Source organism: Fontivita pretiosa, from assembly GCF_050410795.1.
Lineage (GTDB): Bacteria > Planctomycetota > Phycisphaerae > Tepidisphaerales > Tepidisphaeraceae > Fontivita > Fontivita pretiosa.
The window spans coordinates 3,383,682-3,405,934 of the sequence record NZ_CP191258.1 but is presented as its reverse complement, the minus strand read 5'-3'; the positions used below and the strand labels follow the sequence as shown (position 1 = coordinate 3,405,934).

The window sequence follows — 22,253 nt, the reverse complement described above, 5'->3', positions numbered from 1 at the left end:
TAGACTGGTTCCTGACCATGCAGATCCTCATGAACAGCGGCGGAATCGCGATGACCAACTGTTATGTCATCGCCGACGAAGTCGCCAAAGTTGCAGTCCTGTTCGATGCCCCCGATCACACCACCGCCGAGCTGCTGGACGAAGTGCACCGCCGAGGCTGGAAGCTGATCGGGCTGTGGCTGACGCACGGGCATTTCGATCATCTGGCCGACCACGCGGTGGTCACGCGGCGATTTCCCGACGCCAGCGTGCTGATCCACCCGCTGGATGAACCCAAACTCCAGAATCCCGTCAGCCAGTTGTTCGCCCTGCCGTTCACGATTCCGCCACGCAGCGCCGACGGGCATGTAACCGATGGCCAGATCCTGAGCATCGGCGCGCTACAGGTCCAGGTCATCCACACCCCCGGACATTCGCCCGGACACGTCGTGTATCACATTCCTTCGCAGCATGTGCTGGTGGGCGGAGACCTGATCATTGGCGGATCGGTCGGTCGGACCGATCTGCCGGATTCCAACCATGCACAACTGGAGGCGTCGATCCGGCGAGTGATGAGACTGCCGTCGCAAACTCATCTGCTGCCCGGCCATGGCCAGCCCACGACCCTCGCGCAGGAGCTGAAGTCCAATCCGTATGTCCGCGCGGCAATGGAGGGTGAATAAGCCGGGGCGCGACCGGGGCGCGGGATTAATCCACCGCATCGCGCAGCTCGAACCACAGGTCTCGCGGATCGATCATCATCCGCACCATCACGCTCTGATCGGCGCGATACTCGGTTTTGTAGACCCGGGCACGCAACAGAACGCGCTCGACGGCGTCGGCGATTCGCGGATCCTGCGCCGCGGCGTCAGCGATGCTCAACTTCGGCGTCAGGGGCAACGCGCCCACACGCGCCCGCAAAGCGTCGGTGGCCCTGGCTTCGGCGGCGGTGCGGGTCCGACGCCGCTGCTCGCTGAGCGACAGGCCGCGCGGCGCCACCTGGACGGCGGCCGAGCCCGGCGGCCCGATCCGCAGCCCGCTCTGATCCGGCGACGCCACCGCTTCCACGTCCAGCGGCTGAAAGACCCATGCCGGCGGCTGCTCGGGCAGATCGATCCGGGCCGCGGTCGGACGCGGCGCCGACGCCGCCTGTTGTGTCGCCGGCGCCGTCGCAGGGGCAACGCTGGCCTGCCCGGTCGGCGAGGCCATCCGCTGTGCGAACTGCTGGCGAATCACGGACAACTCCGCTTCGTCGGCAGGCAATCGCGTCTGCGGCGCGTTCCGCGCCGCCGACACGATCGTGTTGAACAGCTCATCGGGCGATGCGGCAGTCTGCACCTCCACCTGAAGGTTGTCGCGGAAACGCACCTCGGTGACGGGCCGGCTGGCCAGCCACTGGTTGACCGCCTCGCGAACCGGCTGTTGTGCCAGAGCATCGCCGACGGTCTGCCCGGGCGCCAGCTCGATGCTGCGGATGCTGTCCAGCACGCGGCGATTGGCGTCCTCGCGCGCCGCCAGGATCGCCTGACCGCGCGCCGCGTCGTCTATCGCATGCCATGCATCGGCGCTGGCCCCGCCGGGCGGACGAATGCCCTGGATTCGCTCCGGCGAGACGCTGGTTCCCGTGCCGCTGAAGGTCCGGTCGCGCCAATCGCGCAGGCGTTGCTCCATCGCCGCCGCCGGCATCGGCGAGAGCCTGGGTCGAGTCGCCGCGATCGACACCAGTGCGTAGGCCACCCGCTGGCCGGAAATCTCCAGCTTGACCTGACAGGTCTTTTCGTCCAGCCAGCGCGGCCCGCCGATCTGCTCGGCCCGCGCCAGCGTTTCATCCAGCAGCTCCCGGGCGTTGGTGCGATCCAGGAAATCCGCGACGGTGAGATTGGGCGTGATCCGCGCCGCCAGGACCTCCTGCCGAAGCGCCGAGAGGGCATTGTCGCTGGCGGCCTTGACCTGGGCACGGACCAGATCCTGCTGCGCCCACAGAGCGCGGGGCAGCGTCAGCAGGATCGCCACGGCGGCAAGCAGATGGAGGATGAGCCTTCTACCCCTGTACATTCAACGGTTTAGACAATCCTGCCGCATGGAGGTTAGCCGGTCAAACGCTCAGGTCAGCTACCCGGGCGGCGCGGCAGTGGCCTGGGGATAACGTCTGCGTCTGCCCAAATTTCGCGCGGTTTTGGGTTTCCGTGGCGCTGATGCGCGCCAATTGTGCAGGGTGTGATCCGGATATGCCGGCGTATCAGCCCTTGCACGCTGTTTGCATGCGCGACCTGCGGGAATCGGGTGCGCGGGTGTTTGGCCGTTTGCCGCCGCTGGACAGCAGCCAAGCACTGTGGGATCATCCCCGCCTTCCCGGTGGTTCCCATTCATCGTGTTATCGGGCGTAAGCTGAACAATTTACGCAGGAGTTTATAACTTTTCCGGGAGTTCGCACATGCCAACCGCTCGCCAGGAGGCGATCAAAACCATCGCCACGGCCAAGCATCAACTCAACCGCGTCGATTTCAAGAAGACGCACGTCAAGGACCTGTTCGGGATCAACGTGTTCAACGAGGAGGTTCAGCGTTCGCGTTTGCCCAAGCCCGTGTTCAAGGCGTTGCAGAAGACGATCAAGCTGGGCGCGCCGCTGGACCCGATGGTCGCCGACGCCGTCGCCGTCGCCATGAAGGACTGGGCCATCGAGCGCGGAGCGACGCACTTCACGCATCTGTTCCAGCCGATGACCGGGATCACTGCCGAGAAGCACGACAGCTTCCTGGTTCCCGACGGCAATGGCGGAGCCATTGCCGAGTTCAGCGGCAAGGAGCTGATCAAGGGCGAGCCGGACGCTTCGTCGTTTCCCTCCGGTGGACTGCGCGCCACCTTCGAGGCGCGCGGCTACACCGCCTGGGACCCGACTTCCCCAGCCTACATCATCGAAAACCCCAACGGCTCGACGCTGGTGATTCCCACGGCGTTTCTGAGCTGGACCGGCGAGGCGCTGGACAAGAAGACCCCGCTGTTGCGATCGATGGATGCGCTCAGCGCTCAGGCGCTGCGAATCCTCAAGCTGTTCGGCAAGCAGGCGCAACGCGTGTTCACCACGGTCGGACCCGAGCAGGAATACTTCCTGATCGACAAGAACTTTTACCTGTTGCGGCCGGATCTGATCTACTGCGGGCGCACGCTCTTCGGCGCGCCGCCGCCCAAGGGACAGGAGCTGGAGGATCAGTATTTCGGATCGATTCCCGAGCGGGTGCTGGCGTGCATGGCGGATGTGGAGGCGGAGCTGTTCAAGCTCGGCGTTCCGGTCAAGACCCGCCACAACGAAGTCGCCCCCAGCCAGTATGAGATCGCCCCGATCTTCGAGAACTCCAACCTGGCCACCGACCATCAGAACCTGATCATGGAGGTGCTTCGCCGCAAGGCCGATCACTATGGGCTGGTGGCACTGCTGCACGAGAAGCCGTTTGCCGGGGTCAATGGCTCGGGAAAGCACAACAACTGGTCGATGGCCACTGACACCGGGGAGAACCTGCTGAATCCCGGGGACAATCCGCACGACAACGCGCAGTTCCTGGTCTTTTGCGCCGCGGTGGTGCGGGCGGTCTCCAAGTACAGCGAGATCCTGCGGCTGTCGATCGCCTCGGCCCATAACGATCATCGCCTGGGCGCCAACGAGGCCCCGCCAGCGATCATCAGCGTCTTTCTGGGCGAACAGCTCAACGACATCTTCGAGCAGATCGAGAAGGGCGGCGCCCGCAGCAGCAAGCAGGGCGGGCTTTTCGAGACGGGCGTGAGCGTGCTGCCGCCGCTGCCCAAGGAGGCCGGCGACCGCAACCGCACCAGCCCCTTTGCCTTCACCGGCAACAAGTTCGAGTTCCGCGCCGTCGGCGCAAGCCAGAACATCGCAGGACCCAACACTGTCCTGAACACCATCGTCGCCGAAAGCCTGGATTACATCGCCACCAGGCTTGAAGCCGACGTCAAGGCCGGCAAGGAGCTGAACAAGGCCGTTCAGGACCTGCTGCCTTCGATCGTCAAGGAGTCCAAGAAGGTCATCTTCAACGGCAACAACTATGCTCCGGAGTGGCACGCCGAGGCCGAGAAACGTGGCCTGCCCAACCTCAAGAACACGATCGAGGCGCTGCCGGTGGTCACGCGCAAGGACACCATCGAGCTGTTCACCAAGTACAAGGTCTACACCGAAAAGGAGCTGCGCAGCCGGTTCAACATCCTTTCCGAGGCGTATGTCAAGACGCTGATGATCGAGGGGCGCACGGCGTTGATGATGGCCAGGACGATGATCCTGCCCGCGGCGCTGCGATACCAGCACGAGGTGGGCCAGAGCATTGCCGCCGCCAAAGCCGCTGGCGCCGGCAGTCCTGCGGGACTGGAGTCCTTCGCCACGCTGGTCAGCACCATCACCGAGTTCACCAAGGAGATCAACAAGCTGGAGAAGGCCCTGAATCATCACGTCGAGGGCGAACCCTACGACCACGCCAAGTACGCCCGTGAGCACATCTTCCCGGCCCTGAACAGCCTCCGCGAGGTGGCCGACAGGCTCGAGACGATGGTCAGCGACGATTTGTGGCCGTTGCCGACGTACCGCGAGATGCTGTTCATCAAGTGAGGCAAGTTCCAGAATCGGACCTTCGCCGGCCGGTTATGCCCGGGTACCTCCAAAAGGCAGGTCCCGGGGATGACCGGCCGGCTTATTTGCGCCTGCGGGCGATGGAGCCGCTGCTGGATTTGAAGTAGGCTAACATCCGGTTCTGTTTGCATGGCCATCATGCCCCGCAAACCGGTCATCGCCGTCGTGGGCAGCGGGAGGGACGATTCCCCGGCCGTCCCGGTGGCTCGACTGCTGGGTAGACTCATCGCCGAGCAGGGCTGGATCCTGCTCAGCGGCGGGCGGAACGCCGGCGTCATGCGCGCCGTCAACGAAGGCGCCAAACTCAGCGCCGGGCTGACCGTCGGACTGCTGCCGCGACGCGACTGCGATGTGGCGCCGGGTGTGGACCTGGCCATCTTCACCGACCTGGGCAACGCCCGCAACAACCTGATCGTCCTCTCGGCCGACGTCGTCGTCGCCTGCGGAGTCGAAGGAGCCGGCACTGCTTCGGAAGTGGCGCTGGCGATCAAGAACGGCACGCCTGTGATCCTGCTGGGCGTCAGCGAAACCGCGCGATCGTTTTTCAACAGCCTGAGCCAGGCGGCGATCCACTCGGCGCAGTCCCCCGAGCAGGCCATCGAGCTGATCCGACGGATTCTGGATCGCGGCAGAGAAGCGACTTCGTGAAAGCGCAACGGCCATCGGCCGACAGCCGCGTGCCTATAATGCCCTTGTCGCTGCTCTGCGTCGCGTCTCATCTGCATGCAGCGAGTATCCGGCTGGTTGCTCAGCGCGGAGGTACCCATGACGCCCGCCGCTTCAACGTCGTCGGCTGCTTCAGCAGCCGGATACAGCCCCGGCCTCGAAGGAGTGATCGCTGGCGAATCGGCTATTTGCCAGGTCGATCCCGATGCCGGGCTGTTGTATCGGGGCTACCGCATCGAATCGATCGCCACGACGGTCAGCTTCGAGCAGGTGGCGTACTTGCTGCTGATGGGCGAATTTCCCGACGGCGGACAACTGGCCAGTTTTCGTGCTCAGCTTGCCGCCGCCGCCCCGTTGCCCGGCCAGGTCTTCAGCATGTTCCAGGCATTGCCGCGGACGACCCACCCGATGGATGCGACCCGCACCGGCATCTCCATGCTCGCCGGCTTCGATCCCGAGCTGAGCGACCACTCGCATCAGGCGAATTTGAGCAAGTCGATCCGCATCATCGCGAAGATGCCGACGCTGACGGCGGCATACTGGCGTATTCGCGGCGGCGCAGAGCCGATCCCGCCGCGGGCGGACTTGTCTCACGCTGCAAACCTGCTGTACATGCTCGGCGGCCAGATGCCGCAGGACTGGCAGACACAGGCGCTGAACACGATGCTGAACCTGTATGCCGAGCACGAATTCAACGCCTCGACCTTCGCCGCCCGCGTGACGGCCTCGACCCTGGCCGACATCTACGCCGCCATCACCGCCGCCATCGGCGCGCTCAAGGGCGCGTTGCACGGCGGGGCCAACGAAGACGCCGTCAATGTATTGCATGAAATCGGCTCGCCGCAGAACGTCGCGGCATGGGTGCAGGACAAGCTTGCCGCCCGGCAGAAAATCGCCGGCTTCGGACATCGCGTCTACAGGAAAGGCGATTCGCGCGTGGCGTCGATCAGGGGTCTGGCGATCGAGCTTGCGCAGCGCGGCAGCGAGCAGGATCGGAATCTGGTCAGGATCTGCCAGGCGCTGGAGCAGGCCATGGCCAGCGCCAAGGGTCTGTTCGCCAACGCCGATCTGTACGCCGCCCCGGTGTTTCACATGCTCGGTCTGCCGCCGGCGCTGAATACGCCGATCTTCGCCTGTGCCCGTGCCGCAGGCTGGTGCGCCCATGTGATCGAGCAGCACGACCACAATCGCATCATCCGCCCCCGCAGCCTCTACACCGGCCCGCCGGCGCGGGACTACACGCCGTGCTGAGGGCCGCAATCGCACGATCGACCCATCTCGACGTGACTCGAAGGCTCACGCGAGCAAAGCTTCAGACCTTTCCGCGTCGGATCGGCCAGGTTGTGGCGGTGGGATCGTACCCCAGGACCTGGTAAAGCTCCTGCCGCGTCTGCATCTGGTCGAGCCAGGGCTGTTGTGTGCCCAGGCGATGCAGGTCGCGCAGGCACTGTTCCGCGGCCCACATCGACGCGCGAAACGCCGTCTGCGGAAAGATCACCATCCGATACCCCATTTTGGCCAGTTGGGTGACGCTCAGCAGCGGGCTTCGGCCGAACTCGGTCATGTTCGCCAGCAGCGGCACGCGCGGCCCGCCGATGGCTTTGGCGAATGTGCCGAACTCGGCGGCGCTTTGCAGGGCTTCGGGGAAGATCGCATCGGCGCCGGCCTGGAGGTACGCTGCGCATCGGTCGATCGTGGCTTGCAGTCCCTGCACGGATCTGGCATCGCACCGCGCGATGATCAGGAAATCCGGGTTGTGCCGCGCATCCACCGCCGCCCGGATTCGCGCGCACATCTCCTCAACCGGCACAAGCGTTTTGCCCGGCAGATGCCCGCATCGCTTGGGAAACTGCTGATCCTCGATGTGCATCCCCGCCAGCCCGATACGCTCGAAGTGCCGCACGGTGCGGGCGATGTGCGGCTGGGCGCCGAAGCCGGTGTCGGCGTCGGCGATGACCGGGATGCTCACCGCGTCGCAGATATATCCCGCAAGCCTCACAACTTCTTCCAGCGAAAGCAGCCCGATGTCGGGCACGCCCGCGGTGGCATTGGCCAGACCGGCCCCGCTGATGTAGCACGCCTCGAACCCCGCCCGCTCGATCAGCCGTGCCACGTACGCATTGAACGCGCCGGGCATCGCGACACATCGCCGCGCGATCAGCCTGCGAATTCCCGTCCTCCGCGCCGTGCTCAAAGCTTCACCTCGATCAGCGGCATGAGCTGCGAGATATCCTCGACCTCGTCCAGATGCCACACCCAATCCGCCGCCTCCTGCGCTCGCCGGACGCCCAGCACCGGATCCGCCAGCGAGTGATACTTGGCCAGAAGCTGAGCATCCGTCAGCGGATTGTTGGAATGGCCCGGCGGATCGTCCACGCGCGCGGTAGCGGTGCGACCGTCAGTGGTGCGCACGGTGACCATGTTGGCGATGGACTTGGGATACAGTGACGACAGATCCGCATTGCGCAGCACCTTCACGCGTCGAACCAGATCCAGCAGCTTCGGGTCGGTGAATCGCTGGCGGGCGAACTGCCTGGAGGTGATCTGCCCGTCCACCAGCGCCGCGGCCACGATATACGGCAGACTGTGATCGGCGGTTTCGCGGCTGTTGGGCAGCCACTTCTGCGGCTCGCTGCCGATGATGTCCACGGCGGCGTCGTGACTCTCCACGACGATCGAATCGATCGCATCGATCGCATCCTCGCCGCTGCCCGTGATGCCCAGTTGCTGCCGCAGTTGCAGCGCCGCGGCGATCGCGCTTTGCGCGTGATACTCGGCCGGCCAGAACTTGATGCACGACTTGCGGATCATGAACCCGTCATCAGGGATCACGCCGCGTGCGTCGGCGGCGAAGGGTCCGCCGATCGAATCCAGCGGGCCACTGACCAGCAGCTCAAAGCCTTTTTCGCCCTCGAAGATGGGGCTTGGGCCGGTCATGCCCTCGGCGGCGAGCATGGCGGCGAAGACACCGTGCCGGGCGGCATTGGCGAACGCCGCCCCTTTCCAGTGCGACAACTCCCCGACGCGCGACTGCCGAAGCGCCGCGCTGGCCACGCCCGCAATCCCCACCGCGTGCCGCGTCTTGTTCTCATCCAGCCCCAAAAGCCGCGCCGCCGCCAACGCCGTCGAAAATGCCCCATACGTCACGTGGTCCCATCCACGCGCCCGGATCGAGGCCGCATCGCACAGCCGGCACTGCACTTCGTAGGCGATCACGACGGCGGCGATCAGCTCGCGACCGCCGGCGCGCGCAGACTGCCCCGCCGCAATCGCCGCGGGAATGTTGTCGCTCGGATGCGCAGGCTCTTTCGAAAGATACGTGTCGTTGTAGTCCAGGTATCGGACCAGACACCCGTTGGCGAAGGCGGCCCAGTCAGGCGGAGCCAGGTGCCGCGTGCCCCACAGCGTCGCGCCGCGCACACTCGAGGTGGTGCAGGCCACATGTCGCGCGATCACGCACGGCGGCTCGTGCCACGCCCCAAACGCGCAGCCCAGCGAATCGATGATCACGCGCTTGACTTCGTGAGCCACGTCGCGACCCAGGTCTTCATACCTCAGCCCCGTCGCGAACGCCGCCATCCGTTCTGCCAGTGTCGCCTGCATCGTGATTCACGGCCTGTGCCCGCGCCCCAAAGCAACCCGCCAAGCCTGATTTGAGTGTGAAACTGACCGGCAATTCCAGTATACACCCGCCGGGCGGTTTGCGCCGAAGCCACCTGCCCGAATCCGTCACGGAATTGCCTCGGCGGTTGTTTTGCTGTCACGCGCGTCCCGCAGGTGGGCCAAGCCTGCACGGGCGGGACGCCCATGACACAGGTCGCTCCGCTGTGGCGAGCATCGCGCTTTGCGGGCACGTGAGAGGTTGATCATTCTTCCCACACTGCCACGCCGACGGGTTCGACCTTCCGCGAGCCGACCAGAAACCTCGCACCGCGCGCGGCCGGGGCGTCGAAACTGCCCAGCCCATAATTCAAGACAATTCGATAGGCGCCGCGACGCAGAACCTGCACGCCGGGCGGCAGCGAGGCGTGCGGCACCTTCCCGGCTGTCGCCACCTTCTCCACCAGCGCGTCGGTGAAGGTCTGCTCCGCGTATACGCCGCAGTACGTCACCGTGCCTTTGCCGCGGCGGTTCTGCATGACGGCGGCGGCGCCGGTGTAGAACTGGTCGGCATATTTGGCCAGCACGCGAGTCGTCGGCTCGGCGTAAAGCAGATCTCCCCAGGCGCCCCATTTATACTGCACCGAATCCATTTCCACAGTCGCCAGACACTCGTCGGGAAGACAGTCGTACGCCTCGATCGTTCCGCCGATCAACGGCAGGATCGGCGCCGCGGTTGGCCCTTCCCACAGTTGCCCGTTGCGATCCATCAGTCCGGTGCGGCAGGTGAGGATCACATGCCCGCCGGATGACGCGAAATCGTCCAGCCTTTTGATCAGCGCCTGATCCACCATCTGCACGCCCGGCGCGACGAGCAACGCCAGGTTCGTCGGCCAGGGTCGATCCGGGTGGATGATCCGCACTGCAAGCCCCAGTCGCGCCAGCGAGCGGTACCACTGCACGATCCACGCCAACTGGTCCCATCGTTTGCCCCATGGCAGCGACTGGCAGTACCAGAGCTGCTCGAAGTCGAACAGCAGGCCGACGGCGGTCTGATCCATCGTCGCGGCCTTGCCGGATCGCGTGGCCGGAGGTTTGGCCGGATCGAGCCTGGCCAGCTCATCTGCGACCTGCACGAACTCTCTTCCGCCGGGTGTTTGTGTCGTGCCGTCGGCGGCGACCAGCCCCTGGTGGAACAATTGCAACCCGGATCGCGGCTGACGATAGCGGCACGTCGAAACGAACTGCGCCCCATGCGCGTACGCCGTCCACACCCACAGTCGGACCGCGCCCGGATACAGCAGCACCGGCACGCCACTCCAGTTGGCCTGTCCCGGCTGAACCTCCGTCAGCGCCCATCGTTGCCGGTAGCTGGCCATCAGATCGTGCATGAACCCGATACCCGCAAGATCGCCCGCGCGATAGCTTTCGTCGGTCGGGTTTTTCTGCCAGCCGATCACGGGGTAGCTGTCCCAGGACAGCAGCGTGAGCTGCTCGGCCATGTCCGCCGGATTGCACGCCGTATGCAGCGGCACGAAACGCGTCGCGATGAATCGATCTGCCACGCGAGGCTTGAGGATGTCGGCCTGAAGCTTGTCGAAATCCGCGCACGCCCAGGACCAGAACCGCTGCGCGTCCAGCGCCTGGTGGGGATTGGAACAGCCGCAACTGCCGATGGCGGGGAACTGAATCTGCTCGAAGTCGGTGTAACAGGTGTTGCAGAACTGACAGCCCCACGCCTGGTTAAGGTGCTCGATCGTGCCGTACTTGCGTTTGAGCCAGTCGCGGAAGGCGGCGTGTGTATGGGGGGACTGATCAGGTTCTTCGGCGTATTCGTTGTCGATCTGCCATCCGATCACCGCCGGATGCTGCCCGAATCGTTCGGCCAGCGCGGTGACGATCCGCACCGCGGCCTCACGAAACGGCGGCGAGGTCGGGGAACAGGCCTGGCTGCTGCTCAGACCCCTGGGCATACCCGGGCTCGCGGGCGGCTGGGCAGCTTCGCCCCAAAGCCACATCGGTGGCGCGGCGGTCGGCGTACACAGGATCACCTCCAGCTTCCGTTGCCGCGCAATCTCGATGCACTGCTCCAGCCAGTCGAACTGGAATTCCCCCGGCCGAGGCTCCAGGCTCTGCCAGGCATTCTGCCCCAGGTGCACAATCTGGAGCTTCATCGCCGCGATGTTGTCAAAGTCCCTTTCCCACTGCTGGCGCGGCCATTGTTGGGGGTGGTAGTAGGTTCCGATCTTCATGCTGCTTTTGCCGTCGTGGTTCAGCCTGGCAAGGCGCGATGATGACAACGTGGAAGACTACCGCGATGCCTCAGCTTCGCACCCCGTCAGATTCTCAGCCGCACCTTGCGCGTCCGCGTCCTCGTCGCGCCCGGCCTCGATGGCGCCACGGCGCTTGAGCTGGCGTGCGACCAGCCAGCAGAGGATCGCCCAAACCAGCCCCGCCGTCCAGCCCGCCAGCACGTCCGTCGGCCAGTGCACGCCCAGGTAGACCCTGCTCAGGCCCACCAGAAACGTCACCAGCAGCGACAGTCCGATCACGTAGATTTTCAGTGCCCGACTGGGAACGATGCTGGCCAGCAGGCTTCCCAGCGTCAGGTACACCACCGCCGCAAGCATCGAATGTCCGCTGGGAAAGCTCGAGGTGTAGACATGGGACAGATGCTCGGTGAGCTGCGGACGCTGGCGGTCGATGAGGTATTTAAGCAGGCTGCTCAGGGCCAGGCCGCCGCTGGTGGCGATGATCACCAGCCACATCGCGTGATACTTGCGCGTCATGATCAGGTAGACCACCACCGCCAGCGACAGCAGCGTCAGCACGAAGTTGCCGCCCAGGGCAGTGATGTCGCGCCCCAGTTCCCGAAGCCACGCATACTCGCGCAGTGGCACGGTGGCGCGAATGATCCACTCGTCGATGTGCTGGGTCTGGCCTTCCCTCACCTCGTCGAGCAGCTCGACAAACAGCCACGTCCCGCCGACGACGATCAGGCACGCGATCAGCACGACGATGACATTGGCACCCAACCGTTCAATGATCCGGCGGATAGGGTTGCTCATCCCAGGCTTCCCGCTTCCCGGGGGACAGACACGCGTGCCTGTCACCATTCATCGGGCGCCCTGCCCGATTCGTCCATTACTTGGCCTGAAACGTGAACTGCTGCCCGCCGATGGACGCCTCGGCCATCAAGCCGCCCAGCGGCTGCACGAACACGGCCACACCATCAGTGTAGCGGGCGGCTTTGGCGACTCCCTTGTCCAGCGCCACCGCCGACGCGTTGGCGCTGAACGCCAGCTTGCCGGTTTTGAACCGCTCCAGCGACTCGGTGTTCTGGAACACGACCAGCTCGCGGAACGCCTGGCCACCGATCTGCGCCCCCACCGTCGCCTGCGTGATGTCCGCATATCCGATGAACTGCCCATTCTGGTAGACCACGCCGCGACCATACGCCCCACCCGCGATCAGCCCGCCTTTGCCCACCGACGGAAAGATCGCATAGGCGTGCGCCTTGTCAAGAAACTCCTGCAGGCTCGGATCCGCCGCCTTCATTTGCTTCAGCGCCGCCTGCGCCTCCTCCACCAGCGACTCGCGCTTGGACTCGGTCGGCGGGGCGGTCTGACAACCACCGGCCCAAAGGGTCATCCCCAGAGCGACGACGATCGGCATGGATGCAACAATGAAACGCTTGATTCGCATGATGCGATTCCTTTCCTTGCCTCGATTGTGGCCCCCGTCGCGTGCCTCGCGCCCGCAGCGCGCGACACAGGTCAACTCGCGCCGGTAGCGCGACACAGGTTGAGCATACGGCCAGTCCGGCGTTTCGTGAACGCCCAATCCCGCGACACGACACGGCATCGCCGTGGGACCAAAAATGTGTACCCTGCCCATGCATGAGCCACAACCAGACTGCATCCAATCAGACCGTATCCAACCAGACTGCATCCCACGGCGCCAGTCGCGTGCGCAAGGCCGTCATTCCCGCCGCCGGGCTGGGAACTCGTCACTTCCCCGCCTCTCATGCGGTGAAGAAAGAATTGTTCCCTGTGGTCGGTCCTGACGGAATCGCGCGGGCGCTGATCCATTATCACCTCATCGAGCTTGTCGCCGCAGGGATCGAGCAAATCTGCATCATCGTCCAGCCCGGCGACGATGCGGCCATCCGGCACTACCTCCAGGGTCCGGACGATGCGTATCTGAAACGACTGCAAAAGTATCCCGCGCTTCAGGACGAGGCGCTGCGGATGCGCGACCTGGCACAGCGCGTCACCTTCGCCATCCAGCACCAGCAGGAAGGCTACGGCCACGCCGTCTATCAGACCAGGTCCTTTGCCGGTGACGAGATGGTTCTGTTGTGTCTGGGCGATCACCTGTTCCGCGGGCATCCGATCTCACCCTACCTGGAGCTTGCCCGCATGGCGGGGCTTTCGCAGGGCAAGAGCGTATCAGCGGTCAACCGCATCGGTCCGGGGGAACTGAGAGGCTTCGGCACCATCGCCGGCAAGCGCCGCCCCGAAAACCCACGCCTGATCGATGTGTCGCTGATCATCGAAAAGCCCGACCTGCCCACCGCGCGCGCCAGGCTTCGCGTCGATGGGTTGGAGGATGACGTGTTCCTCGGCTGGTTCGGCATGCACCTGCTGGCCCCGTCGATCTACCAGATCCTCGAAGAGATGATTTGCAACGATGTTCGCGACAACGGCGAGTTCCAGCTCACCCGCGCTCAGGAGATCCAGCGACAGCGATACGGGTACCTGGCGTTGGAGATGACCAACGCCAGGCGATTCGACTTCGGCGTGCCCGATGACTTCGTCGCCAGCGTGCAGGCGTTTCGCAAGACAACTGAGTCGTGAAGCACAACTTCAAAGATTCGCCGAATCCAGCGAGTTGTCCACGTTGATCCCGCACTCGAGCTTGCCCGTGCCGGACCATCGACCGCTGCGGGGGTCTTCCCCGGGCTGGACCGGGCGGGTGCAGCTCAGGGGGTTGCAGCCGATGCTGGCATAGCCCTTGTCGTACAGCGGATGAAACGGCAGGTCGTGGCGTTTCATGTAGGCGTAGATCTCGCGGCCGGTCCAGTTCAGCAGCGGAGAAATCGCGTAGCAGTGGTAGCGCTGCGACCACTCGACGATCTGACGCGACCTGCGCGTGTCGGCCTGGTTGCGGCGGATGCCGCGCAGCCAGCCGCTCGGCTTCAGCTCCCTCATCGCCCGCTCGAACGGCTCGTTCTTGTTCTCGGCGCAGCAGCGGTCGATGTCCTTCCGCCAAGTCGGGTTCTCCTCCCCGGCCCGGTGAAGGTAAGCGATCGGATCGTTGCGCGTCCGGTAGATCCACACATTCAGGTCGAACCGCGCGCGGAGCTGTTCCATGAACTGGTGCGTCTCGGGGAACAGATAGCCGGTGTCGATGAAGATGATGCGGATGTTGGGCATCACGCGCGTGGCCATGTGGATCAGCAGCGCGCTTTCGGCCCCGAAGCTGGAGGACATCACCAGCCCCCGACCAAACTGGGCGGCGGCCCACTGGACGATCTTCTCCGGCTCGGCTGATTCGAGCATCGGGTTGATCGCCTCCAGGTCCAGGGAATTGGGATCGGCCAGCACCGTCATACCGTGTCCTTCAATATCTCCGAGGCCGTGGCGCTTCGTCGCTGCTGCTCCAGCGCCTCGCGCAGGCGGTCGAAATACTCGCGCGGAATTCGCCGATTGTTTGCCACGCCCAGCTCGATCTGCGGCTTGTTGGAGCCGTGAAAATCGCTGCCGCCGGTCTTGAGCAGCCCCAATCGATCCGCAAGCTCCGTAAGCAACTGCACCGTCGCCTGGTCGAAGTCGCTGTGAATGACCTCGATGCCGGCCAGGCCGAACTCGATCAGGCTCCTGACCTGGCTCTCGAGCTGCGCCTGATCCGGGACACGAAGCTGGGTCGGATGCGCCAGCACGGGCAGGCCGCCCGCGGCGCGAATCCGCTCGATCGCCTGCCTGGGAGACAGTCGTTCCTTGTCGAAATACGCCGGCGCGCCCTGCCCGATGTATTTCTCGAACGCCTGCTTGATCGAGCTGACGTACCCCTTTCGAGCCAGGATCGCCGCCAGTTGCGGCCGGCCAAGCACCCCGCCTCGCGCCTCCCGCTGCCACTCGTCCATGGTCACGTGCACGCCCATCTCGTTGAGCTTGGCAATGATCCTGGGGTTTCGGCGGTCGCGCCCGGCGATCAGCGTTTCGGTCAGACTCTTCAGCGACGGATCGTGCGGATCGATGCCATAACCCAGAATGTGCATCGTCCCCGGATGCGGATACTCAGCCGATATCTCGATGCCCGCGATGAAGTCGATCCCCACCTTTGCCGCCTCGCTGAATGCTTCATCGATCCCCGCCACGGTGTCATGATCCGTCAGCGACAGCGCGCTCAAACCGCTTTGTCGAGCCAGGCGCACGACCTGCGCCGGCGTCAACGTCCCGTCCGACGCCGTCGAGTGGCAGTGAAGATCGACATACTCGCCGCCCATCGTGCTGATCTCACACGCCTACACCGTCAGGCGTGCAGATATCCGCCCTTCTCCAGGTAGTCCAGAATCCGCCTGGCCGCCTCCTCGGGGCTGGTCGTCTCCGTATCGATGACGATCTCGGGGTTCTCCGGCGGCTCATACGGATCGTCGATGCCGGTAAAGCCCTTGATCTGCCCGGCGCGGGCTTTCTTGTACAACCCCTTCGGATCACGCTTCTCCGCGGTTTCCAGCGAAACCTTGACGTACACCTCGATGAACTCCCCCGGCCTCATGTTCGCGCGAACCGCATCGCGATCCTTGCGGTAGGGGCTGATGAAACTCGTGATCGCGATCACGCCAGCGTCGGTGAACAGCTTGGCCACTTCTCCGATCCGGCGGATGTTCTCGGCGCGGTCTTCGGCGCTGAAGCCAAGATTCTTGTTCAGTCCGTGGCGGATGTTGTCGCCATCCAGCCGGTAGGCGTGCTTCCTGCGATGCAACAGCATCTGTTCAAGGATGCAGGCGATGGTGCTCTTTCCCGAGGCGCTCAATCCGGTCATCCAGACCGTCACGCCCTTCTGGTCCAGCAGCTTCTCGCGCTCCTCATGACTGACCGCGCCCTCGTGCCAGGTAATGTTGGTTGCCTTCTGTTCTGCCATTGCCGTTCCCGATGCTCCTGCAATCTGGTCTCCCGAGCTGAGCAGCCTCTGCCCGGATCAATCCTCCTCGAACAGCGGCGTGCTGAGATATCGTTCGCCAATGCTCGGCAGGATGACGACAATCATCTTGCCCCTGTTCTCAGGTCTGGCCGCCACTTTCGCCGCCGCCGCCATGTTCGCCCCGGAGCTGATTCCGGCAAACAGCCCTTCCATCCGGTGCAGCTTCCGCGCCCACTCGAACGCCTCTTCGTCGCTGACCTGGATCACCTCATCAACGATGTTCAGGTGCAGGTTGCTGGGCACGAATCCGGCGCCGATTCCCTGAATTTTGTGACGCCCGGGCTTCAGCGGCTCGCCACGCAGCGTCTGCGTGATCACCGGCGAGGATGCCGGCTCCACCGCGATGGCCCGGAAGCTGGGCTTGCGCGCCTTGATCACTTCCGCCACGCCCGTGATCGTCCCGCCCGTGCCCACCCCCGCCACCAGCATGTCCACCTGACCGCCGGTGTCCTGCCAGATCTCCTCGGCCGTGGTCTTGCGGTGAATCTCCGGATTCGCCGGGTTGTCGAACTGCTGGGGCATGTAGCTCTTGGGATACTGGCGGAGGATTTCCTCGGCCTTGGCGATCGAGCCGCGCATTCCCTCGGCGGCGGGAGTGAGCACCACCTGCGCCCCCAGCGCCTTCAGCAGCCGCCGACGCTCGATGCTCATGCTCTCGGGCATCGTGAGGATCAGCTTGTATCCCTTGGCGGCACACACGAACGCCAGCGCGATCCCCGTGTTTCCGCTGGTCGGCTCGACGATCACCGTGTCGCGGTCGATTTTGCCCTGCGCCTCGGCCGCCTCGATCATCGCCACCCCGATGCGATCCTTCACGCTCGACAGCGGATTGAAGAACTCGCACTTGGCCAGCACTGTGGCCTGCTCTTTGGGGATGATGCGGTTGATGCGGACCAGCGGCGTGCCGCCGATCGTTTCGGTAATGTCGTTGAAGATACGTCCCTGCGGCTTAAGTGGCATAGCTGCTCCTGTGAATGCCGATTACCGGATACCGAATGCCAACTGCCCGATGCTCAATGGATACCGGCAGCGGCCCGGCAGTTCAATTCGGCATGGGTCATTTCGCACTCGACGTTTCGGCATATGGCATTCACTCTCATTCACTGGCACTGTGCCCTGGCCCTGGCCGCGGGCGAATCGCCCGTCTCGATCGGCGCGCCCACCAGATTGCCCCATTCCGTCCAGCTTCCGTCGTAGTTCTTCACGTTGTTGACCCCAAGCAGGTACCTCAGCACGAACCACGTATGGCTCGACCTTTCACCGATCCGGCAATAGGCGATGGTCGGCTTGTTGAAATCCAACCCAGCCTCCCGATAGATCTTCCACAGCTCCTCGGCGGGCTTGAATGTGCCATCATCGTTCACCGCCCTGGACCAGGGGACATTGCTGGCGCCGGGGATGTGCCCGCCACGCTGGCAGCCCTCCTTGCCGATCAACGCCTCGGGGGCAAGGATTTTCCCGGTGAACTCATCCGGCGAACGCACATCCACCAGATTGATCTTGTTTTGCCGCAGCGTGCTCAGGATCTCATCCCGGTACGCGCGGATCGATTCGTCGGTCGTTGGCACCGGGTAGTTGCCGGGGGCGAGCTTCGGAACTTCGGTCGTCAGCGGACGCTTCTCGATCTCCCATCTCCTGCGCCCGCCGTTCATCAGCTTCACGTCCTTGTGGCCGTGGTACTTGAACTGCCAGAACGCCCAGGCGGCAAACCAGTTGTTGTTGTCCCCATAGAACACGACCGTGTCATCGCTGCTGATTCCGCTGCGGCGGCACAGCTCGGCAAAGGCCCCCGGCTCGACCACATCCCGCACCACCCGGTCCTGGAGATCCGTCTGCCAGTTCCATCCGATGGCGTTACGGATGTGTCCCTTGTCGTAACTGCTCGTGTCCACATCCACCTCGACGATCCGAACCTTCGGATCGTCGGTGTGATCCGCCACCCACCCCGTGCTCACCAACACCTCAGGATGTGCATATTCAGCCATGGCAACCTCCGTCGTGTGCGTGTCGGGCATTCATCAGGGCTGTGTCTGTTCAATCTCCTGCCTGGTAAACGTCTCGGTCCGTTCGTCCAGAACCCAGCTCGTCATGTCCGCCGCCTGACCGTTGAGGATCGAGACGATCACGTAGCTGTAGAACGGCCAGGCGTGCGTGCGGTCGTACTCGCTCGGGCGCGCGGGGGCGTTGGGGTGACTGTGATAGAAACCAAGCACCACTCGCCCTTCCGCGGCGGCCTGCTTCTCGGCGTCAATCAACTGCCTGGGCGAGATCGAAAAGCGGTGGAAGCGCTCGGTCTGATCGAATGCGTTGGGCACGGCCTGGATCCGCTCGACGATCCGCCCTTCAAGGCTGTCGCGCCCGAACAGGATTCCGCAGCACTCGTTGGGGTATGCCGCCACCGCTTCCCGCTCGATCTGCCGCGCAAACGCCGCGGGCAGACGCAGCGCTGCCTGTCTCCGGTCCGTTGCGCCGGTCACACTGCTGTGGCTGCCACCTTCGCTGCTGCTGTTCACGGCCAGTTCTCCGCTTCGTGTCCGATCTCGTGCCAGAAGTCCTCCGAAAGGTACTTGGCCGCCGAGTCGCAGAAGATCGTCACCACCACCGGCTCGCTCATCTCCTGCCGCGCGCGCTGGGCCACCTGCATCGCCGCCACCATGTTCGCTCCCGAGGATACCCCCACCAGCAATCCCTCTTCCCGCGCCAGCCGGAGCACCATCCGGTGCGCATCTTCGGTGGCGACGGCAATCTGATCGTCGGCCAGCGTCGGATCGTAGATCCCCGGCACCAGAGCTGTGGGCAGATGTTTGAGTCCTTCCAGCCCGTGCAGCGGCGAGTCCGGCTGCATGCTCACACACTGGATCGAGGGCTTCAACTCCTTCAGTCGCCTGGAGACGCCCACGAAGGTGCCGGTTGTGCCCAGCCCCGTTACAAAATGGGTCACGCGGCCCTGGGTCTGCCGCCAGATCTCCATCGCCGTCGTGTTGTAGTGGGCGCGCCAGTTGGCCGGGTTGTTGTACTGGTCGGGGTAGAAGTATCGCTCGGGGTGGCGTGCCACAAGCTCCTTGACGTATCGCTGTGCCCCGTCGGTGCCCTCGTGTGGATCGGTCAGGATGATTTCCGCGCCGTAGGCTCGCAGAGACTGCTTTCGCTCCTCGCTGGCATTCTTCGGCAGCGCGATCTTGACCCGATATCCCCGTTCGGCGGCGATCATCGCATAGGCGATCCCCGTGTTGCCGCTGGTGGCATCGATGATGATCTTGTCACGGGTGAGCAGGCCGCGACGCTCGCCATCCACAATCATCGCCAGCGCCGCCCGATCCTTCACGCTGCCGCCGGGATTGTACCACTCGGCCTTGGCGAAGATCTGTGCCGGAGCCACCGCCGTGGTGATCCGGCGGAACGAGAGCAGCGGCGTGTTGCCGATCAGCTCCAGGACCGATGTGCCGATGGTGCCGGTGTTGGCCGTCGTAAGGGTCTGCATCCTGATTTCCTACTAATACTACAGGAAACTAGGCGTTTGGTCAAACCGGCATCGTGGATGGGCTGCAACTTCCTCGTTTAGCTCACCATAACAATTCCGACGCCTCGAAGACCGGGCCGTCCGTGCACGCCAGACGATAGCACCAGCGGCTGCCCGGCAGCGGCGGTTGCGCCGGATCCGGCTTGCGGACCCGGATACAGCAGCTCTGGCAGGTGCCCATCCCGCAGGCCATCGCACGCTCGACCGCCAACTGGCATCCCAGCCCGCGAGCCTGGGCAATCTCACCCACGCGCTTCATCATCGCCTCCGGGCCGCAGGCGTAGAGCGTGATGCGACCCGGGGAACAGGCACCGGAGAGGGTCTGCGCGTCCAGCCATCGCTCCAGCGCCTGGGTCACAAACCCGCCAAAACCGAAACTGCCATCGTCCGTGGTAACGATGCTGGGGATCTGATGGGCGGCGAACTCGGCGAGGCACAGACGTGGCGCAATGCCCGATGGATCAGCCTGGCCAACGACGGTCAAAGGCAGCAGCTCGCGACTCGCCACGCCGCAGAACGCCACCGCCCGCCCACGCAGCGCCGTGGCCAGATACAGCATCGGCGGGATGCCCACTCCCCCGCCGATCAGCACCCCCATTCCATCTGCCGGCGGCAGCCTGAAGCAGTTGCCCAGAGGCCCGAGGATGCCCACTTGCTGGCCGACTCGGAGCTGACTGAGCCAACTCGTTCCCACACCGACCACGCGATGGATGATCTGAAGCTCCACGCCGTCGGCGCTATCGCGTCGGCCCGCCAGCGAGAATGGCCGGCGCAACAGCGCCACCGGCCCGGCAAGCTCGCTGCCGTGCGTGCCCACACGCCACCCCGGCTTCCAATCGAACTCGGGCGGAAGCTGTTGCTCCAGTTGCGGATCGTGACAGCAAACCTGGATGAACTGCCCCGGCGAAGTCGGAGGAAATGTCGGCACGCGAAGCACCAGTCGATAGTGCTCACGACAGAGCAACACGTTGGACACCACGGTGGCGTCGAGTTGCATCCGCCCAAGCGGTGCGTGCGCCGTTGGTGGCCGGTCAGGTGTCGGGGTGATCACGGCGGGGTTTGTACCAAGCGGCTGTGCGCAAAAAAAGACTTCCGGAGGGGTGGCTCCTGTCCACCTCCGGAAGTTCGCCACGGCAAGAAGCCGCTGTACTCAACAGTTGGGTCGCCGCACATACCGGCAACGGCCTCGACTATAACCCGCTGGATACGGGGTGTCAACGAAGACTCGGTCGGGTTGGCAGATTGCGACAAATGAGACAAATCATTATTCTATAGGCATTTATAATCTATTAGCCTGCGGGAAAATCCCCAGATTTATGACAAGTTCTTGCTGGGTCTGTTGCGCCGGATTTCGCGGCATTCCATCCCGCCTGCTTGACGGCTAGACTCTGCCCCACGCCGCGGCAGGAGGACCGCTCGATGAACCGCATTGACGTCGCCATCGCCATCGTCCGTCGCCAGGGTAAAGTCCTGATCTGTCGCCGCCGCGCTGGCGATCGTCTTGGCGGATACTGGGAGTTTCCCGGCGGCAAGCGCGAGCACGACGAGACCCCGCTGCAAACCCTGCAACGCGAGCTGCGCGAAGAACTCGGCATCGAAGTGGCCGCGCTTTGCCAGCTTCCCAGCATCGAGTACGACTACCCCGACATCCACGTGCGCCTGCTTCCCTTCCTCTGTGATCACTGCTCAGGAGAGCCGGTCCCCATCGAATGTGAACAGGCAATCTGGATCGAAGTCTCGGCGCTGCGCGACTACCCGTTCCCACCCGCCAATGCGACACTGCTCGATCAGGTGGCTCACGCGCTGGCCGAGCGGTCGGCCGGCGATCATCCGCAACAGAGTTGACGACGGCGCCGCGTTGCCAACCTGATCGCCGCCTGCGTGATTATCGGTCGATCCCAAAGTGCAGTCCCGTCGTTCGTCTCCATACCAATCGAAGGTTAGAATGAGAGGATGCAATGCGAACTGACTGGGCGGGCCATTACGATGTGGCTGTGCGCCTTCATGCTGTTGCCAGTGTTACAAACGACGCCCGCGCGGGCACAGACGACTCTGCCGACGTATCCCGAAACCTCCGAGGGGCTGAAGCAACTGTTCAGCGATCTGCTGACCGCCGCCCAGGAACGCCAGGGCCAGAAAGTCTACGCCATCATGCGCTCGCTGCTGCTGCCCGACGCCGATAAATGGTTCACCGACACGTTCGGCGAAGACGTCGGCAGCCCCCTGGCAGAAGAGTACACCCGGGAGATGGAAAAGTTCCCCGCGGCGATGACCGGGCTGTTTCTGCGACTGACCAATCCCAAAGACCTGAAGATCACGGTCACCGCCGTCGAGCAATCCGACGATCCCAACGCCAAAATCCATCAGCGATTCGCCCTGGCGGCGATGGCGAATCCCGTTCCGCTCTACACCGTCAAACTTCAGAAAGAAAACAGCAGCTCGCACATCACCCTGTGGTCGATCGTGTATGTGGACGGCGGGTTCCGCCTGGCCGGAAAGATGGAGCGGATCCGCGAGGCGATCAAGGCAGCGGAAAAGAAACAACAGGAGCAGCAGCGCTGACCGCGTCGATGTTATGGGCGCGGCGGCGCGCCATGACCTGATCGCGCACCACGGAGCATTTGCTCCGTTCATTTCTCAAGTCAT

Annotated in this window: 21 protein-coding genes; 7 read left to right on the top strand and 14 right to left on the bottom strand. The window is 64.1% G+C overall.

Annotated features, from left to right (window positions below; translation table 11 throughout):
* Positions 1-17 precede the first annotated feature (17 nt).
* On the top strand, positions 18-662 hold the full coding sequence (locus ACQS5P_RS13820; protein WP_428937206.1) for an MBL fold metallo-hydrolase: 645 nt from the start codon (positions 18-20) through the stop codon (positions 660-662).
* A gap of 25 nt (positions 663-687) precedes the next feature.
* Here the strand turns inward: ACQS5P_RS13820 and ACQS5P_RS13815 are convergent, their stop codons facing one another.
* The gene (locus ACQS5P_RS13815; protein ID WP_428937205.1) at positions 688-2,034 is read right to left on the bottom strand and encodes a hypothetical protein; all 1,347 of its coding nucleotides are present in this window, start codon (positions 2,032-2,034) and stop codon (positions 688-690) included.
* Between the two features lie 379 nt (positions 2,035-2,413).
* Between ACQS5P_RS13815 and ACQS5P_RS13810 the strand changes: the two genes are divergently transcribed.
* The 3 genes from ACQS5P_RS13810 (at position 2,414) to ACQS5P_RS13800 (ending at position 6,529) form a co-directional block, all read left to right on the top strand.
* Positions 2,414-4,591 carry a glutamine synthetase III gene (locus tag ACQS5P_RS13810; protein ID WP_428937204.1) on the top strand — a complete coding sequence of 726 codons (2,178 nt, stop codon included), beginning with the start codon at positions 2,414-2,416 and terminating at the stop codon, positions 4,589-4,591.
* A gap of 159 nt (positions 4,592-4,750) precedes the next feature.
* The gene (locus ACQS5P_RS13805) at positions 4,751-5,260 is read left to right on the top strand and encodes a cytochrome (protein WP_428937203.1); all 510 of its coding nucleotides are present in this window, start codon (positions 4,751-4,753) and stop codon (positions 5,258-5,260) included.
* A 117-nt stretch (positions 5,261-5,377) separates the two neighbouring features.
* Entirely contained in the window at positions 5,378-6,529 is a 1,152-nt protein-coding gene (locus tag ACQS5P_RS13800; protein WP_428937202.1) for a citrate/2-methylcitrate synthase, read from the top strand.
* Positions 6,530-6,590: 61 nt separating this feature from the next.
* On the opposite strand, the gene prpB is transcribed toward ACQS5P_RS13800, so the two are convergent.
* The 5 genes from prpB to ACQS5P_RS13775 all read right to left on the bottom strand — a co-directional run bounded on the left by prpB (position 6,591) and on the right by ACQS5P_RS13775 (position 12,583).
* Positions 6,591-7,472, bottom strand: a complete 882-nt coding sequence (gene prpB / locus ACQS5P_RS13795; protein WP_428937201.1) for a methylisocitrate lyase — start codon at positions 7,470-7,472, stop codon at positions 6,591-6,593.
* Entirely contained in the window at positions 7,469-8,881 is a 1,413-nt protein-coding gene (locus ACQS5P_RS13790) for an MmgE/PrpD family protein (RefSeq protein WP_428937200.1), read from the bottom strand. The genes prpB and ACQS5P_RS13790 overlap by 4 nt, the downstream gene beginning before the upstream one ends.
* Before the next feature lie 263 nt (positions 8,882-9,144).
* A complete protein-coding gene (locus tag ACQS5P_RS13785) occupies positions 9,145-11,178 on the bottom strand; it encodes a beta-galactosidase (RefSeq protein ID WP_428937199.1) in 2,034 nt (677 codons plus the stop codon).
* 9 nt (positions 11,179-11,187) lie between these two features.
* The gene (locus ACQS5P_RS13780; protein ID WP_428937198.1) at positions 11,188-11,946 is read right to left on the bottom strand and encodes a phosphatase PAP2 family protein; all 759 of its coding nucleotides are present in this window, start codon (positions 11,944-11,946) and stop codon (positions 11,188-11,190) included.
* Between the two features lie 76 nt (positions 11,947-12,022).
* A complete protein-coding gene (locus ACQS5P_RS13775; RefSeq protein WP_428937197.1) occupies positions 12,023-12,583 on the bottom strand; it encodes a hypothetical protein in 561 nt (186 codons plus the stop codon).
* Between the two features lie 194 nt (positions 12,584-12,777).
* Here ACQS5P_RS13775 and ACQS5P_RS13770 point away from each other — a divergent pair, with 194 nt between their 5' ends.
* The gene (locus ACQS5P_RS13770) at positions 12,778-13,737 is read left to right on the top strand and encodes a sugar phosphate nucleotidyltransferase (RefSeq protein WP_428937196.1); all 960 of its coding nucleotides are present in this window, start codon (positions 12,778-12,780) and stop codon (positions 13,735-13,737) included.
* Between the two features lie 9 nt (positions 13,738-13,746).
* On the opposite strand, the gene ACQS5P_RS13765 is transcribed toward ACQS5P_RS13770, so the two are convergent.
* From ACQS5P_RS13765 to ACQS5P_RS13730, 8 genes are all read right to left on the bottom strand, one after another.
* Positions 13,747-14,493 (bottom strand): phosphoadenylyl-sulfate reductase, encoded by a 747-nt coding sequence (locus ACQS5P_RS13765; protein ID WP_428937195.1) that lies wholly within the window; start codon positions 14,491-14,493, stop codon positions 13,747-13,749.
* Positions 14,490-15,389 (bottom strand): PHP domain-containing protein, encoded by a 900-nt coding sequence (locus tag ACQS5P_RS13760; RefSeq protein ID WP_428937194.1) that lies wholly within the window; start codon positions 15,387-15,389, stop codon positions 14,490-14,492. Before ACQS5P_RS13760 ends, ACQS5P_RS13765 begins: the two co-directional genes overlap by 4 nt.
* 26 nt (positions 15,390-15,415) lie before the next feature.
* Positions 15,416-16,027 carry an adenylyl-sulfate kinase gene (gene cysC, locus ACQS5P_RS13755; protein WP_428937193.1) on the bottom strand — a complete coding sequence of 204 codons (612 nt, stop codon included), beginning with the start codon at positions 16,025-16,027 and terminating at the stop codon, positions 15,416-15,418.
* Between the two features lie 57 nt (positions 16,028-16,084).
* The gene (cysK, locus tag ACQS5P_RS13750; protein WP_428937192.1) at positions 16,085-17,047 is read right to left on the bottom strand and encodes a cysteine synthase A; all 963 of its coding nucleotides are present in this window, start codon (positions 17,045-17,047) and stop codon (positions 16,085-16,087) included.
* A 140-nt stretch (positions 17,048-17,187) separates the two neighbouring features.
* A complete protein-coding gene (locus tag ACQS5P_RS13745; protein ID WP_428937191.1) occupies positions 17,188-18,072 on the bottom strand; it encodes a sulfurtransferase in 885 nt (294 codons plus the stop codon).
* Positions 18,073-18,105: 33 nt separating this feature from the next.
* Entirely contained in the window at positions 18,106-18,600 is a 495-nt protein-coding gene (locus ACQS5P_RS13740) for a M67 family metallopeptidase (RefSeq protein ID WP_428937190.1), read from the bottom strand.
* Positions 18,597-19,568: a PLP-dependent cysteine synthase family protein gene (locus tag ACQS5P_RS13735; protein ID WP_428937189.1), complete on the bottom strand. Its 972-nt coding sequence runs from the start codon at positions 19,566-19,568 to the stop codon at positions 18,597-18,599. Before ACQS5P_RS13735 ends, ACQS5P_RS13740 begins: the two co-directional genes overlap by 4 nt.
* Positions 19,569-19,650: 82 nt before the next feature.
* The gene (locus ACQS5P_RS13730; protein WP_428937188.1) at positions 19,651-20,658 is read right to left on the bottom strand and encodes a hypothetical protein; all 1,008 of its coding nucleotides are present in this window, start codon (positions 20,656-20,658) and stop codon (positions 19,651-19,653) included.
* 368 nt (positions 20,659-21,026) lie between these two features.
* Here ACQS5P_RS13730 and mutT point away from each other — a divergent pair, with 368 nt between their 5' ends.
* Together mutT and ACQS5P_RS13720 are read left to right on the top strand one after the other, a co-directional pair.
* Complete coding sequence (gene mutT / locus ACQS5P_RS13725; protein ID WP_428937187.1) at positions 21,027-21,452, top strand: 8-oxo-dGTP diphosphatase MutT; 426 nt, start codon at positions 21,027-21,029, stop codon at positions 21,450-21,452.
* 108 nt (positions 21,453-21,560) lie between these two features.
* Positions 21,561-22,169: a hypothetical protein gene (locus ACQS5P_RS13720; protein ID WP_428937186.1), complete on the top strand. Its 609-nt coding sequence runs from the start codon at positions 21,561-21,563 to the stop codon at positions 22,167-22,169.
* Positions 22,170-22,253 lie beyond the last annotated feature (84 nt).